Below are 15,972 nucleotides of genomic sequence, written 5' to 3' on the forward strand. Positions count from 1 at the left end.
AAAAAGAAAAGCAGTGCCGATTGGCACTGCTTTTTTGCTGTCGCTTCTGCTAGTTTGGCTCTGTTTTTGAAGCAAAAACCACTTTGATTCCAAAGTGATCGCTGACGATCGGAGTACGCGTTCCGTCAAAAACGACTTCGTATTCCGTTGCTTGCAGGTCATTGGATGCAAAAACATAATCGATCCGCAATGCTTCTCGATTGTCTTGCCAACCATCAATGGCTTTAACGACAGAGGCTTCACCGATCGTTTCGGCAGCCGTTAAAAAGCTGTCTTGCAGCTGTAAGGAGCTGTCAAGGACGAGTTGATGACCAGAACTGGTCGCATCGTTGTTGAAATCTCCTAGGATCAATAAGGTATCTGCCCGTTCTGCTAAAAATGCTTCTGTCTGTTGCCACTCGTAGGCAAATTTACCGTCTTGCCACCAAGAAAAATGACAGCTAACGACTTGTACGATCTGTCCATCGGCTTCAGTCACGCCGCTCAGGTTTTTGCGTGTGGTATGATCCCAGACATCCGTGGCTTGTGAAGCAAGGTATTCTTTGGCAATGATGGGCTGTTTGGACAATAAGGCATTGCCTTCGTGGTAAATGTCATAGCCTACGTGACTGTAGGTCCATGACCAGTAGTAATCACAGTCTAACAGTTGCAGTTCTTCCACTAGGCGTAAAGCAAAATTGTCCTCCTTGATTTCCACCAGCGTATCTGTGGGGCAATATAGCCCATCAGGAACGATGGTTTGAGCAGCGATCGTTTGGTTGACTTCTTGCAAGGCGATGATGTCATAGTCTCCTGTTGCAATCTCTTGTGCGATCATCTTGCATTTTTCGAGCTGATTTTCTTCTAACCAGCTATGGGTGTTCAATGTTAATACCTTCATGAATAAGGCTCCTTCTCTCGGTTTGCTTGTACGATTCCTTTAAAAAATAAAAGAGAGCGGGTCAACAAAAGAGTCGACCCGCTTGTCATTTTATTATAGTTTTACGATTCCAACAACTGCGGCTGCTTGTTGCTTGCCGATTTGGGTCAATTCAAAGGAATCGATTTGATCGCTGTTGGTCAACACTACAACGATGGTGGTGTCTTTGCCAGCAGCACTTACTGCAGCGAGATCCATCTCCGCTAACTTGTCACCCACCGCCACTTGTTGTCCTTCAGTGACAGCTACCGTAAAGGGGGCACCGTTTAAGTCAACGGTATCTAAGCCCATGTGAACCAATACTTCGATGCCTTCATCAGAAAGCAAGCCAATCGCATGTTTCGTTGGGAAGATGTTGGTGACTTTCCCGCTGATTGGTGCGACAACTATCGTCTGCTCTGGGCGCACGCCATAACCGTCACCCATCATTTTTTCCGCAAACACTTGGTCTTTGACAGAGGTGATCGGCATCACTTCTCCAGTGGCAACGGCAGCTAGTTCAGCTGTCACGCCTTGGCTTTGGTGGGTAGTGGTTTCTACTGGTGCTTGACTAGCCGTCGGTTCGGGAATCGTGACATCAGAATCTAAGATATCTTGAATGTCTGATTTTAAGACATCTGCTTTCGGTCCATAGACTGCTTGCACACCGTTGTCTTTTACGATCAAGCCTAAAGCCCCTGCGGCTTTCCATGCTTTTTCATCGCCGACCGCTTCTCGATTTTTCACAGAGACCCGTAAACGGGTCATACATGCATCAACGTCGGCGATATTTTCACGTCCGCCTAATAAATGAATGATTTTCACGACTTGCGAATCTGGGTTCAAATTGCCATCCGCCGAAGCTGTTGCTGGCGCATCGCTGGCTCCTTCTGTTTCGTAGTTGCCGTTTCTACCTGGTGTTGCAAAGTTGAATTTTTTGATCAAGAAGTTGGCCAAGAAATACATCCCAACACCAAAGACGATGGTCACTAACACAAAGTTGATCAAATCTTGTCCTAAGCCGGCATTGATCGCCATTGGGGTACGGGTCAACAACTCGATATTCCCAAAAGAGTGGACCCGTAAGTTGACGATGTCCGCCATCGCAAACGCAGCCCCTTGTACGACTGCATAAACGATGTAAAGCGGTACGGCAGCAAACATAAACATGAACTCCAACGGTTCCGTTACCCCTGTCAAGAAGACAGCGATGGCAGCTGATAAATACATAGAGGTATATTTGTGCCGTTTGTCCGCATCGACATTGCGATACATGGCATAAGACAAGCCCATCAAGATCCCAGATGAACCAATCATTTGTCCAACTTTAAAGCGGGCAGGAACAAAGTTTTCCAATAAAAATTGATATTGTGACGTATCGCCAGCATTGCGCATGTTCACTAGATCCGTTGCCCAAGCAAGCCATAATGGGTCTTGTCCAAAGACTTGGGTGCCGGCTTGTGCGCCAGAAAGAATCGTGTAAGTTCCACCTAATTCGGTGTAATTGATCGGGATCGTCAACATGTGATGCAGCCCGAATGGTAAGAGCAGCCGCTCCAAGGTTCCAAACAAGAACGGTGCTAAAACGGGCGCACTTTCTTGTGATTGCGCGATCCATAAACCGAAGTTGTTGATGCCTGCCTGAATGTAGGGCCAAACGATCGATAACACTAATGCGACGACTACTGAACGGGCGATCACTACGAAAGGTACGAAGCGTTTGCCGTTAAAGAAGGAAAGCGCATCCGGTAATTTGCGGAAATTATAGTATTTGTTGTAAGCTGTTGCTCCCACAAAACCGGCGATGATCCCAACAAAGACACCCATGTTCAAAGCAGGTGCTTCTAATACACTAGTAAAGAAGCCGTCGATCATGATCTTCGTCCCAAATAACGTATGGGTAAAGGCGCCTTCTTCGGTTAACATCGCGCTCGTCACGCCAAAGATCGAACCAGTGATCCGATTGATCAAAATAAAGGCGATCCCAGCAGCAAATGCCCCACCAGCTCGCTCTTTAGCCCAACTACCACCAATAGCTAATGCAAATAATAAATGCAGGTTACCAATAATTGCCCAACCAATGTTTTCAATGACGCCTCCTGTAGTGATCAAAAATGCCCAGTCGGCATTGATCATTGGGATCGTTTTCCCAATACTGATCATCAAACCAGCAGCTGGCATAACAGCGACAACCACCATTAGCGCTTTTCCGAATTTTTGCCAAAATTCGAAGCTCAATAATTTTTTCATCTTCCTTCTTCCTTCCCTGAATCGATTTACGCAATCGGTTTCTTAATGATTTCATTCTAACGGAGAAAAAAGATTTTGTAAACCCAGAAATATCAAAAGGGATTCTATTCGCTTTTTCACCTTTATATAACTGGATCTCTCTTTCTCGATGTTTCCTAACAGGAAATTCTTTAAACGCAACAACTTTCACTTGACGATGCAATCGTTTGCGCTTATGATAGAGATATCAAAAAGATTCTGGAGGGACTTTCATGAAAAAAATCCAACGATTGTTCGAGATCGATCCATGGAAAATCGCGACATCTACCTTAGATAAAGAAAATCGTCGACTGCAAGAGTCGCTAACAAGTATCGGCAATGGCTACATGGGAATGCGCGGCAACTTTGAAGAACAATACAGCGGCGATCATCACTTAGGTACTTATATCGCTGGTGTCTGGTACCCAGACAAAACCCGTGTCGGCTGGTGGAAAAACGGCTACCCTGACTATTTTGGCAAAGTGATCAACGCGGTCAACTTTATTGCAATGGACCTATTTGTCAATGACCAATTAGTCGACTTAGCAAAAATCAGCCCAAGTGATTTCCGTTTAGAACTAGACATGGAAACCGGGATTTTACGCCGCAACTTTACTGTCACTTTGGCAGGCGCCACCGTAAAATTCTCTTTTGAACGCTTCTTGAGCATCGTAAAACGTGAACTTGCCCTCATTAAGATGGACGCTGAGATCATTGAAGGCGACGCTGAGATCAAAGTCGTTTCTAAACTAGATAATAATGTCCATAACGAAGACAGCAACTACGACGAACGTTTCTGGGAAGAATTGGCTCATGGTCAAACCGAAACCTTCCATTACTTGACCACTCGGACCGTAGAAAATAATTTTGACATTGAACGCTTTACTGTCACTTCTGCTATGCGTCATAGCCAAACACCGATCGATTCCGTGAAAAGCGAGCTTTGCGTTGCTGATACCTTTGCCTTTTCTGGAACAGCCGGTGACACCTTCTCATTGATCAAAGAAGTCTTGATCGTTACGAGTCGTGATGTTCCCGCTCATGATCATCCAGCAAAAGTCACCGAATTAGGCACTTTATACAAAGCAGATTACGATGCATTGCGTGCAGAACAAGTCGCTGCTTGGAAAGCCCGCTGGGATTTAGCCGATGTGATCATTGAAGGCGATGCTGCGGCGCAACAAGGAATTCGTTTCAACCTGTTCCAATTGTTTTCAACCTATTATGGCGAAGACGAGCGCTTGAACATTGGACCGAAAGGCTTTACTGGTGAAAAATATGGCGGTGCGACTTACTGGGATACCGAAGCCTATGCAGTTCCATTGTATTTGGCATTAGCAAAACCAGAAGTGACCCGTAACTTGTTGAAATACCGTCACAACCAATTGCCGCAAGCCCATATCAATGCGCAAAAACAAGGCTTAGCAGGTGCCCTTTACCCAATGGTGACCTTCACTGGGATCGAATGCCACAATGAGTGGGAGATCACTTTCGAAGAAATCCACCGAAATGGTGCCATCGCTTATGCCATCTACAACTATACGAATTATACTGGCGATACAAGTTACCTGAAAAAAGAAGGATTAGAAGTGTTAAGCGCGATTTCACGTTTCTGGGCAGATCGTGTCCACTATTCAAAACGCCAGCAAAAATACATGATCCATGGCGTTACAGGACCAAACGAATACGAAAACAACATCAATAACAACTGGTACACCAATAAAATGGCTACTTGGGTCTTAGCTTATACCTTAGCCAGCTATGAAACCTTCAAAGACGAAGCGACTGTCACGATCTCTGACGAAGAACAAGCCAAATGGCAAGACATCATCGACAATATGTACTTCCCAGAAGACCAAGAGCTTGGTGTGTTCGTCCAGCATGATACCTTCTTAGACAAAGACTTGATGCCCGTTTCCGATCTTGATCCAAAACATTTGCCGTTGAACCAAAATTGGTCGTGGGATCATATCTTGCGCTCTTGCTTTATCAAACAAGCCGATGTTTTGCAAGGTATCTACTTCTTCGGCGATCAATTCAGCAAAGAAGAAAAACAACGGAACTTTGATTTCTATGAGCCGATGACAGTGCATGAATCTTCCCTTTCTCCAAGTATCCATGCGATTTTAGCAGCGGAATTAGGCATGGAAGAAAAAGCGTTGGAAATGTATGAGCGGACTGCTCGTCTTGATTTGGACAATTACAACAATGATACCGATGATGGCTTGCACATCACTTCTATGACCGGCAGCTGGTTAGCGATCGTTCAAGGTTTTGCTCAAATGAAAACTGATCACGATCACTTAGGGTTTGCGCCATTCTTACCTAAAACTTGGAGCCGCTACGCCTTCCACATCAACTATCGTGGACGTCTGCTCTTTGTTTCCGTCAATGACTCGACGGTGACATTGAAGAAAATCAGCGGTGAGGCATTGCCAATCAAGTTGTATGGCAAAGATTATGTTTTAGAAGACGAAATCAGTACAGCGATCAACTAAACAAGCCTTCTGAAAGAAGAAATGTCTGCATTTCTTCTTTCTTTTGATTGGCTCTACCCTTGTGCCGACACTTTGTGATACTATAAGCTAAAAAAGGAGGGAAATCAGTGAGCATTACGGTCAAAGATGTCGCCAAAAAGGCTGGCGTCGCTACATCCACGGTTTCTCGTGTCGTAAACGATCATCCCAGCATTTCTGAAGATACCAAGAAGAAAGTGCGCAAAGTAATGGCAGAAATGGGCTATGTCCCCAATCTTGCGGCTCGAAATCTCGGCAAACAGATATCCAGTGCCATTGGCGTGATCTTGCCGCCTCTTGATTCGAAAGAACGACTAGGAAACCCCTTTTATTTAGAAACGATCGAAGCCATCAATGAAGAGGCCCGCCATCATCAAATGACGGTTGCCGTTGCCTCCGCCCGTGACTTTGCTACATTACTAAAAAACGTGGAACGGATGCACCTGCAAAAACAAGTAGATGGCTTTATCTTGGTCTATTCCGATGAAAAAGACCCCATCATCGACTATCTGGTCGAAAAAGAAGTCCCTTTTACCTTGATTGGTCAACCATACAGCAATGAAGACAAAATCGTTTTTGTCGATAATGACAACCAGTTGTTAGGCAAGCAAGCAACTGAGCATCTGATCGCCCAAGGGCATACGAAGATATTATTTGCTACCAATACGACCCATGAAAACCTGTATTTCGAGCGTTTCTTCGGCTACCAAAAAGCCATGATGCTGGCAAATCTCCCCTTTTATCCAGCATTGACCTTTGAAAAAGCGGAAGATTACGTCACGTTTGAAGAAACGATCAAAGAATCCCAAGCAACAGCCATCGTCGTGATCGATGATCTGTTCGCTGTGCGGATCATTCAATTAGCAACGATGTATGGCTACAAAGTCCCCGACGACTTATCCATCATCAGTTTCAACAATTCGATCTTTGCTACTTTGACCCATCCGTATTTGACTAGTATCGATATCAACGTGTTGTCCTTAGGAAAAATCGCTACCGAACGGCTGATGGCGCAATTGAATCACGAAGATTCAAACGGCGTACAGCTGGTTGTACCACATAAGCTGATCAAACGAGAAACGGTCTTAAACCGCAACCAGTTGAACTGATCCGCTGGGTCTGATCCACTTCCCCTTACATGCAAAAGCACCCGCTGTCCCTAAGGATAGCGGGTGCTTTTCATATTTTTATTTATACTCTTTGCTTTCCAGGCGGAACAATGGACTCATTGGTGTATTTTCGTGAATGCGGCGAACGGCTTCCCCCATCAATTCGGCACAAGAAATGTAGTGCAGTTTTTCTGGATGGCGTTCTTCGCTGGTCCAGCAAGAATCGGTGACACAAATACTTTCAATCGCTGATTGATCCAAAATTTCTTTAGCAGGCGGTGAAAGCAAGGCGTGAGAGACACAAGCATACACTTCGCTGGCACCAGCTTCCTTCAACAAGTCTGCCGCTTTTGCCAATGTATGGCCGGTATTTAAAATGTCATCAACCAAAATACATTTTTTCCCAACGACATCACCGATCACATAGCCGCCATCGGCTTCATCTTGATCGACGATCGCGATCGCTGTATCTAAGTATTCTGCCAAACTACGGGTCCGTTGGACACCGCTGTTTTTTGGTGAAACTACGACATAGTCGTCACCGGTCATTTTTTGTTCGCGATAGTAATGGGCAAACAATGGGATCGTAAAGAGATTATCCACTGGGATGTCGAAAAATCCTTGAACTTGGACGGCATGCAAATCAAGCGTCAAGATTCGAGAAGCCCCTGCTTCCACCAGCATATTGGCAATCAATTTTGCAGTGATCGGCTCATGCGGGTTGGCGGTTCGGTCTTGCCGTGCATATGCGTAATAAGGCAAAACGACATTGATGGTCTTCGCACTAGCCCGTTTCATCGCATCGATCATGATCAATAGCTCTAAATAGTGATCATTGACGGGTTCATTCGTCGATTGAATGATATAAATATGGTCGCCCCGCACACTTTCTTCGATATTGATGGCAATCTCTCCATCACTAAACTGTGTCACTTTTGACTTCCCTAGTTCTGTACCGAAAACTTTCGCAATGTTTTCTGCTAATGGTAAATTTCCATTTAAACTAAAAATTTTCAACGAACTATCTTTATAACTTTCGCCCATGATTGCCTCCAATGAATGTGGTTGTTTTCTTCTATTCTAGCACAAAGTGACTGTTTTTTTAACCGTCTCGTTCAAGGAAGTGTGACGGTACCGTTTACCCAACTGGCGGGAATCACTTTTTTGTAGTTGCCCCAGTTGTCATGAACTTTAAAATAGCGTTCTCCGCTGGCGGTTTCAGCGTAGGCGTAAGCCACGACCCAATGATTGCCATACGTGCTTCCTAAAGGCTTCAAAATACCGATGATCACCGGTTTGCCTTCATCGATTCGTTTGCACGCTCGATGCCAGCCGCCAACAACAGTCGCACGTCCGCGGTAAGGCAATTGGAATTGATCGAAAAACCGAGTCAATCCATGACTGACCTGCCAAGCGATCGTCGGCAACCCATGAGGCTGAATCAGCACCCGCAGCATTTCCGTCACTACTGTCAGATCCCGCTGTTTTTTTCTACGAAACGCTTTCGGGATGATCGTTTCATCGATGTAATCTTGATAGTAGGCCAAAAAGACGGCTGCCGCATAGGTGCCGCATAAATACCCTGAAGGAGTGACCCACTGCTTATACGGACGAAACCGCTCTTCGGCGATCCCTTTCCACTCTACTTGTTCCATCTCGTTCACCTGCCTTTTTTCTTATTATACCTTAGATTCTCCTCCTACTTGGATCAAAACCCTTTTTCGTCTAGAAAACTTTTCTTTGCGTCCTTACAGATTTTGTTTCATAATAGTAGAAAGCGAGAGGAGCGAAAGACATGACAACCTTGTTAAAAGATGATTTTTATGACTATGTAAATGGCGAGTGGCTGGAGACCGCTATTATTCCAGCAGATAAACCCGCTACGGGTGGATTCCAAGATCTCGTTGACGGAATCGATTCCTTAATGATCGCAGAATTTGAAAATATGGCACACGATCCCCATGCTACGCCAAAAGGCCGCATGAAGGATGCTGTGGCTTTTTACCGCTTAGCCAGCGATTTTGCCCAACGAGAGGCAGCTGGCGCTACTGAAGCATATGCACTATTAGCAAAAATCGAAGCGTTGCCTTCTTACGAGGAATTGAATCAGCAACTGGCTAGTTTCGTTTTAGAGGGCATTGCCTTGCCTTTCCAACTAGATGTCGATGCAGACATGAAAAACGCGCAAATGAATACTTTGTCGGTCTATCCGCCTGCTACTATTTTGCCGGATAAAACTTATTACACAGAAAATCCCCAAGCAAGCGAAATGCTGCAAGTCTACTTTGAGATGGCCGTCAACGTTTTAGTTGCTTATGGAAAAGACCAAGCAGAAGCGGAATCGTTGGTAGAGCAAGCGATCGCTTTTGATAAATTGATCGCCCCTCACGTCCGCAGTGCGGAAGAAAGTGCGGATTATAGCAAAAATTACAATCCTCGCTCCTTGGAAGAATTTGCAAAGCAAGCCAGCAAGATCGATTTTACACAACTCTTGACGGCCCTTTTACCAGGGACACCAGAAGACCTGATCGTAACGGAACCCGCTTACTTTGAAGCCTTTGACATTATTGTTTCTGATAGCCATTTTGAACTCTTGAAAGGCTGGATGATCGTCAACCAAAGCTTGCGCTATACTAGCTATCTGAGTGAAGAATTGCGTCAGTTAGGCGGAACCTACAGCCGCTACTTATCAGGGATCGATGAAGCACCTCCCCAACAAAAAGCGGCTTATTACTTAACGATGGGTCATTTTAGTCAAGTGATCGGTGATTATTATGGACGCAAGTACTTTGGGGAAACGGCGAAAAAAGACGTCAAACACATGGTGGAAACAATGATTGCTGTCTACCAAGATCGTTTGCGCAACAACACGTGGTTAAGTGAAGAAACTCGCCAAAAAGCGATCATCAAATTGAATCGTTTAGGCATCCATGTCGGGTACCCTGATCAAGTTCCTGCCATTTATGACCAATTGCATACCGATGAAGAGAAAAGTCTGCTGGCAAATACCCTGCATTTCAATCGTTTGTTCCGAGAAGATGCCTTCAAAAAATGGCAGCAGCCCGTGGATCGCGAGGAATGGGAAATGTCCGCCGCTACCGTGAATGCCTACTATCACCCATTTAAAAACGTGATCGTTTTCCCAGCGGCAATCTTACAAGCACCTTTTTATAGTTTGGAACAATCCACCAGCGCAAATTATGGGGGGATCGGCGCGGTCATTGCTCATGAGATCTCCCACGCCTTTGACAACAACGGGGCAAAATTTGATGAATATGGTAATTTAAACAATTGGTGGACAGAAGAAGATTTGGCACACTTTGAACGCTTAGCTCAAGCGATGATCGACGAGTTTGATGGCCTGCCCTTTGCCGGCGGTACCGTAAATGGAACGTTGACTGTTTCTGAAAACATCGCCGATGCAGGCGGACTAAGCTGTGCGCTAGAAGCAGCGCAAAAAGAAAGCGATGTTTCTTTAGCAGACTTCTTCACCAATTGGGCGAAGATCTGGCGTACAAAAGCCAAAGAACAATACCAACAGCTCTTACTATCGATCGATGTCCACGGACCAGCGAAACTACGTGCCAATATCCAAGTCCAAAATATCGATGAATTCTATACAACCTTTGATATCAAACCTGGTGACCCTATGTATCGTGCACCAGAAGATCGTGTGCAGATCTGGTAAACAAAAGAGCAAGCAGAAAAATCTGCTTGCTCTTTTTCTTCGCCAATTGTTTATTTCTGTAAAGCTTTTTTCATCATACTGATCACAGAATCAAATTGGGAATGCTCATTGACGACTTGATCGGCTTTTTGTCGATTGGGGCGGTCTTTTAGAAGGTCGAAGATTTGATTTTCATTCTGGATGCCTAATTTAGCCATAAACTCATCCAAGTTCTGAAAATCCGTATACTTTTGTAAGAAGTCATTGTTCAACAACGCCTTCACATCAAGATCCCCTTTTTGATACGCTTGATAAAGGCTAGTCAGTTCACTGAAACTGAAATTTGCTTTTAATTGATCCATCCATCCCATTTATGCTTCCTCCTTCGCAGAAATGATTTTCGCGCCCAGGGTATTTTCAAAATGGCGTAGTGCCCATTCATGTCCGACCGCGTCAAAGCTGGCAACAGTATCTGCATCGATCACCAGTTGGTAGCCTAAATTATAGGCATCCACTGCTGTATGCAAGACACAGATGTCGGTACAAACGCCGGTCAGGTACAATTCCGTAATCCCTCTTTCCCGCAGTCGGATGTCCAAGTCGGTACCGCTAAAGGCGGAGTAATGACGCTTGTCGATCCAATAGACATTTGGCGCTTCCTGATAGTTTTCATAAAGCGGGGCTAAACGGCCGTAAAGATGTCGCCCCGCACTGCCCGCAAGATTGTGGGGTGGGAACAAGCGGTTTTCAGGATGATAGTTGTCTGTTTCCTCATGACGATCAATGGCAAAAACGACATACTCACCGGCTTCGATAAAGGCTTGCGTCCGAGCCACTAAGGCAGCTTCAATCGCTTGCCCAGCAGCACCCGTGGTCAATCGTCCCTCATCTGCAACAAAATCAAACGTATAATCAATGGATAGTAATGCTCTCATGCTTCCTTCCTCCTCTTACGGATCGGCTCTCCTGTTTTTTAAGTTACTTTAATGTTTCAACGAATGCCAAGACCATTTCAGCGGAACGCTTGCCAGCTTCTAAGATAAACTCATCAAAAGAGACGGTTGCTGCGTGGTCGGCGGTATCGCTGATCGCGCGCACGATCAAGAAAGGAATATTGAATTGCTGCGCGGTCTGTGCGATCGCGGCGCCTTCCATCTCACAAGCCAAGGCATCTGGAAAATGGCCTAAAATCTCCTGTACTTTTTGCGGGTCATGAATGAAGCTGTCACCGGTAACGATCAGTCCCTTTTTCACGGTATGATGAGTCGCTTCTGCGGCTTTCGTCATCTCACTGATCAAATAGCGGCTGGCTTCATAATACAAAGGCATCCCGCCAGGCAGCTGGCCATATTCATAACCAAAGCCCGTCACATCGACATCAAAATAGGCCACTTTATCTGAAATCACTAAATCCCCTACTTGTAAGCCGGCACCGATCCCACCAGCTGATCCAGTATTGATCACCATATTGACCCCATATTGTTGGATCAATAAACTAGTGGTGATCGATGCCAGAACTTTGCCGATACCTGAACGAACGACGATCACTTCATGATTGCCGATACTTCCTGAAATAAATAGTGCGCCGCCGCGTTCCCAAGAAAGCGGTGAAATCAACTGTTCCCGCAACGCCTTGATTTCTTCCTCCATTGCACCAATAATACCAATTTTCATGTGTTTGCCTCCTGCTTCTCGTTTATTTTTCACCCTTTAAAATGAAAAACAACAGAAATTCCCACGTATCTACTGACGTGTTTTTCTCCTTTCATGATAAACTAGTTTTGACGAAACGAACAGTTTTTTGTCATTATAAAAGGAGGCACTTATGTCTGAAATTTTCAACGCCATGGCAGCAAAATACGATACCCCTGAACGGATCGCGTTAGCACAATTAGTCACCCAAACCCTTGAACCTTATTTTAAAGACAACCAGCACCAAACTCTGATCGATATCGGCGGCGGTACCGGCCTAGTAAGTCTGCCCTTAGCAGCTTATGTCCAGCACTTAGCCATCTGGGATACTGCCCCTAACATGATCGAGGTTTCTGAAAAAAAAATCAACCAACTGCAGCTGGCCAATGCTTCTGCAACTGTCCACGATCTGCTGCAAGAATCCTTACAAGCAAAAGCAGACGCGGTGCTGCTATCCCTCGTCTTGCTGCATATTCCTGACACAGCCGCTATGATGGAAAAACTATACGCCTTGCTACAGCCAGGAGGAACCTTTTATCTAGTGGATTTTCTCAAAAATCCCGCCGTGTCTCACCCGCTCATTCATAATGGGTTTGACCCTGCCGCATTGACTCAACTGGCAGAGACGACTGGGTTTACTGCCACTTCCTTTACCGTTTTTCATGAAGCGGATCATTTGTTCATGAATCAGCCAGCTGCCATGTTTTTAGCTATTTTGAAAAAGCCGACCGAATAACAAAAAAGCCGCACTTGCAGAAGATGCAGGGGCGGCTTTTTCTTAGTACTAGAAGAATCACAACAAAAAGATCGCCAAACCGACGACGACTAACAATAAAGTGACGATCACAATGGCTTTCATTAAAAAACGGTTCAGATCCCGAGATTTTTGGTTCTCACCGGCACGGGTCTTCGTGATTTCTTTGTTTTTCTTGCGCACTTTTCGGTAGTGGTTATCAATTTGTTTTTCTTTTTGTTTCCATTCTTTCTTGCTTTGCTTTTCTACGATTTGCTGATTGCGTTCAGCTGCCGCTTGTTCTTCTTCGCGTCTGCGTCGAAGCTCACTGCGGGTGATCAATGGTTCTTTAGGCAAGTCCGTTCCTCCGTTTCAATTCCAGCAACTCCCAAAATTGGATCGCAAACACGGTCTTCGCATCACAGATCGTTCCATCAGCGATAGCGGCTTGTGCTTGCTCTAAGGTCAATTCATAGACTTCCAGCACTTCATCTTCGTCTTGCGGTAAGGGATTTGTCACTTTTTCCAGCTCTTTGGCATAATAGACGTGCAAGAGCTCATTAGCAAAGCCTGGTGAAAGGTACATAGAAGAAACGTGCTCCAGCGTTTTTGCACGATAGCCGGTCTCTTCTTCTAATTCCCGGGCGCCAGTCAAATCTGGACGAGCGCCTTCTCCTGGATCGATTTTTCCTGCTGGTATCTCTAAAATCACTCGCTCTAACGGTTTTCTGAATTGGCGAACAAACAGCATTTTGTTCTCACTTGTCAAGGCGATCACGGCAACACCACCAGGATGAAAGACTAGTTCGCGTTTACTGGTCCCGCCATTTGGCAAGGAGACATCATCAACGACCACATCAATGATCTTGCCATGGAAAATTTCATTCCGTTGGATCGTTTTTTCTTCAAAATCTTTAAATTCTAACATCTATCGACACCTAACTTTCCTCATACGTCTTATCTATCAAACACTTTAGCATAATTTAGAAAAAATATCTTCTTAAGAAATAGCAAGAAAGCTTATGAATTTACTAAAAATCGGAAAATCCACCCCAAGTCTGATATTTTTCTTTTAGTGAACATGCTAAAATAAAGATGTCGAATAACCCAATCTACTTGTCCAAGAGATTTTTAGGAGGAGGAAAAATGAAAAAAAACATCTGGCTGATCGTTGGTGCGATCGTCCTCATCAGTATTATTTTTAACGTAGTAGGCGATTCATTTGCGAGCCTATTATTAATCGTCGGTGCGATTTTAGTCTACGTCGGTATTAGAGGGCGTAAAGTTCCAGCAGCCGATCCACAAGTTTTGCCTTCTTTAACGAGAGAACGAGAAGCCCATTACTTGAAAAGCGGAATGACTGCTCGTGAGATCGAATTGTTCCGTGAAACGATGAATCAGACGAAACACCAAATCGATAAATACCAAAAAAATATCACTAGCAATAACAAGTTAAAAGCCATTGACTTGCGTCACGATGCCTTGCGTGCCTCAAAAGCTCTTTTCAAAGAACTCGTGAAAGAACCGACCAAACTGCCTTTGGCAAGTCATTTCCTTTATACCCACTTGCCCAACATGGTCGATTTGACCGATAAGTTCATTGAAATCAATAGCCATGAGATCAAAAGTCGTGAGACCTATGATAAAATCGAGGAAAGCACCCAAATCATCGAGCAAATGGCTTCCTTGATCGCCAAAGACTACTCCCAATTTGTAGCAGACGATCTTGATGACATGGATGTTGAGTTATCCATTGCCAAACAAAGCATAAAACGAGATAATGAATAGGGATAGATTCTGATTGGCAACAAGAAAAGAATCTAAAAAAAAAATCTAGCCCAGGCTAGATTTTTTTCGAAAGCAGACAATTATTAGGAGGAGTTATTATGAGTGAAACACCAAATCAAGTAAAACCCGTAACGGATACGCTTGACGATTTATTGAACAACCCATTTTCAACCCCTGTCGACACTTTGACCACCACTCAACAAGCGGAAATCAGTCAGCTGAAAGAACAGCAAACGGCACCGCGTTTGATTGATAAATTACCGCCAGAGCGTCAAGCACAGGCCCAAGAATTAGCCAGCAAGATCGATGCGACCGACCAGCAAGCGGTCATCACCTATGGTGCAGCTGCCCAAACCAAACTTGGAGAGTTTTCCCAATCCATGTTGAACCATGTCCAAGCAGCTGATATCGGCCCTGTGGGCGACTCATTAACGGAGTTGATGTATCGCTTGCAAGAAGCCAATCCAGACGAACTGCGTGCAGGGGAAGGCAACTTATTCAAGCGAATGTTTGGTAAAGTAAAACAATCCATTTTTGAAATCACCGCTAAATACCAAAAAATCGGTGCCCAAATCGACAAGATCGCCGTCAAATTGGATAAAGAAAAAGACGGTTTGCTAAAAGACAACATGATGTTGGAACAGTTGTATCAAAAGAACAAAGATTACTTTGATGCATTGAACATCTACATTGCCGCTGGCGAGTTGAAGATGCAAGAATTGCAAACCAAAATCATTCCTGAAGCCATGAAAAAAGCAGAAGAAACGAATGATCAAATGGACGTACAGATCGCCAACGATTACACGCAATTTCTTGATCGTTTAGACAAACGGACTCATGACTTGCGCTTGGCACGTCAAATCACGATCCAACAGGCACCGCAAATTCGCCTGATCCAAAACACGAACCAAGCGTTAGCAGAAAAAATCCAAGCTTCTGTCAATACAGCGATCCCACTATGGAAAAACCAAGTGGTCATTGCCTTGACTTTATTGCGTCAAAAAGATGCAGTTACGGCACAACGCCAAGTTTCTGAGACCACCAATGATCTATTGAAGAAAAACTCAGAAATGTTGAAAGTTTCTGCTATTGAAACAGCGAAAGAAAACGAGCGCGGCATCGTCGATATCGAAACCTTGCAAAAAACACAAAACGACCTTGTGGAAACGATCCAAGAAACATTACGGATCCAAAAAGAAGGAAAAGAAAAGCGTCGTGCTGCCGAAGTGGAATTGGGTCATCTAGAAGAAGACTTGAAAGACCGCTTATTGGATTTAACCAGCAACAAGTAAATTTCACCT

Annotated in this window: 15 protein-coding genes; 6 read left to right on the forward strand and 9 right to left on the reverse strand. The window is 44.6% G+C overall.

The window, feature by feature from the left end; genetic code table 11:
• Nucleotides 1-49 precede the first annotated feature (49 nt).
• Entirely contained in the window at nucleotides 50-880 is an 831-nt protein-coding gene (locus tag IGJ25_RS16065) for an endonuclease/exonuclease/phosphatase family protein (RefSeq protein ID WP_225001282.1), read from the reverse strand.
• Between the two features lie 93 nt (nucleotides 881-973).
• Nucleotides 974-3,148 (reverse strand): PTS transporter subunit IIBC, encoded by a 2,175-nt coding sequence (locus IGJ25_RS16070; protein ID WP_225001281.1) that lies wholly within the window; start codon nucleotides 3,146-3,148, stop codon nucleotides 974-976.
• 251 nt (nucleotides 3,149-3,399) lie between these two features.
• On the opposite strand from IGJ25_RS16070, the gene IGJ25_RS16075 reads away from it, so the two are divergent.
• Entirely contained in the window at nucleotides 3,400-5,664 is a 2,265-nt protein-coding gene (locus tag IGJ25_RS16075) for a glycoside hydrolase family 65 protein (RefSeq protein ID WP_225001280.1), read from the forward strand.
• Between the two features lie 107 nt (nucleotides 5,665-5,771).
• On the forward strand, nucleotides 5,772-6,791 hold the full coding sequence (locus IGJ25_RS16080) for a LacI family DNA-binding transcriptional regulator (protein ID WP_005227844.1): 1,020 nt from the start codon (nucleotides 5,772-5,774) through the stop codon (nucleotides 6,789-6,791).
• A 78-nt stretch (nucleotides 6,792-6,869) separates the two neighbouring features.
• Here the strand turns inward: IGJ25_RS16080 and IGJ25_RS16085 are convergent, their stop codons facing one another.
• Nucleotides 6,870-7,835, reverse strand: coding sequence for a ribose-phosphate diphosphokinase (locus IGJ25_RS16085; protein ID WP_010749060.1), 966 nt, complete (start codon nucleotides 7,833-7,835; stop codon nucleotides 6,870-6,872).
• Between the two features lie 71 nt (nucleotides 7,836-7,906).
• A complete protein-coding gene (locus IGJ25_RS16090) occupies nucleotides 7,907-8,446 on the reverse strand; it encodes a C39 family peptidase (RefSeq protein ID WP_005233534.1) in 540 nt (179 codons plus the stop codon).
• 140 nt (nucleotides 8,447-8,586) lie between these two features.
• Here IGJ25_RS16090 and IGJ25_RS16095 point away from each other — a divergent pair, with 140 nt between their 5' ends.
• Nucleotides 8,587-10,479, forward strand: coding sequence for a M13 family metallopeptidase (locus IGJ25_RS16095; RefSeq protein ID WP_438779436.1), 1,893 nt, complete (start codon nucleotides 8,587-8,589; stop codon nucleotides 10,477-10,479).
• A 50-nt stretch (nucleotides 10,480-10,529) separates the two neighbouring features.
• Here IGJ25_RS16095 and IGJ25_RS16100 read toward each other — a convergent pair whose 3' ends face one another.
• The 3 genes from IGJ25_RS16100 to IGJ25_RS16110 are packed head-to-tail and all read right to left on the reverse strand — an operon-like array spanning nucleotide 10,530 to nucleotide 12,132.
• Nucleotides 10,530-10,829, reverse strand: coding sequence for a hypothetical protein (locus IGJ25_RS16100; RefSeq protein ID WP_225001278.1), 300 nt, complete (start codon nucleotides 10,827-10,829; stop codon nucleotides 10,530-10,532).
• Nucleotides 10,830-11,393 (reverse strand): cysteine hydrolase family protein, encoded by a 564-nt coding sequence (locus tag IGJ25_RS16105; RefSeq protein WP_074934050.1) that lies wholly within the window; start codon nucleotides 11,391-11,393, stop codon nucleotides 10,830-10,832.
• Between the two features lie 43 nt (nucleotides 11,394-11,436).
• Nucleotides 11,437-12,132 carry a 5'-methylthioadenosine/adenosylhomocysteine nucleosidase gene (locus IGJ25_RS16110; RefSeq protein ID WP_005227823.1) on the reverse strand — a complete coding sequence of 232 codons (696 nt, stop codon included), beginning with the start codon at nucleotides 12,130-12,132 and terminating at the stop codon, nucleotides 11,437-11,439.
• Between the two features lie 151 nt (nucleotides 12,133-12,283).
• On the opposite strand from IGJ25_RS16110, the gene IGJ25_RS16115 reads away from it, so the two are divergent.
• The gene (locus IGJ25_RS16115; RefSeq protein WP_225001276.1) at nucleotides 12,284-12,886 is read left to right on the forward strand and encodes a class I SAM-dependent methyltransferase; all 603 of its coding nucleotides are present in this window, start codon (nucleotides 12,284-12,286) and stop codon (nucleotides 12,884-12,886) included.
• A 57-nt stretch (nucleotides 12,887-12,943) separates the two neighbouring features.
• Here IGJ25_RS16115 and macP read toward each other — a convergent pair whose 3' ends face one another.
• The gene (gene macP / locus IGJ25_RS16120) at nucleotides 12,944-13,240 is read right to left on the reverse strand and encodes a cell wall synthase accessory phosphoprotein MacP (protein WP_005227820.1); all 297 of its coding nucleotides are present in this window, start codon (nucleotides 13,238-13,240) and stop codon (nucleotides 12,944-12,946) included.
• Nucleotides 13,233-13,811 carry an NUDIX hydrolase gene (locus IGJ25_RS16125; protein WP_005227818.1) on the reverse strand — a complete coding sequence of 193 codons (579 nt, stop codon included), beginning with the start codon at nucleotides 13,809-13,811 and terminating at the stop codon, nucleotides 13,233-13,235. Before IGJ25_RS16125 ends, macP begins: the two co-directional genes overlap by 8 nt.
• Nucleotides 13,812-14,029: 218 nt before the next feature.
• Between IGJ25_RS16125 and IGJ25_RS16130 the strand changes: the two genes are divergently transcribed.
• Both IGJ25_RS16130 and IGJ25_RS16135 read left to right on the forward strand, forming a co-directional pair.
• A complete protein-coding gene (locus IGJ25_RS16130; protein ID WP_010749055.1) occupies nucleotides 14,030-14,671 on the forward strand; it encodes a 5-bromo-4-chloroindolyl phosphate hydrolysis family protein in 642 nt (213 codons plus the stop codon).
• Nucleotides 14,672-14,769: 98 nt separating this feature from the next.
• On the forward strand, nucleotides 14,770-15,963 hold the full coding sequence (locus IGJ25_RS16135; protein ID WP_005227814.1) for a toxic anion resistance protein: 1,194 nt from the start codon (nucleotides 14,770-14,772) through the stop codon (nucleotides 15,961-15,963).
• Nucleotides 15,964-15,972: the final 9 nt, after the last annotated feature.

The sequence above is a fragment of the Enterococcus sp. DIV0240d genome, assembly GCF_051711245.1.
Classification (GTDB): Bacteria; Bacillota; Bacilli; order Lactobacillales; family Enterococcaceae; genus Enterococcus_D; species Enterococcus_D casseliflavus.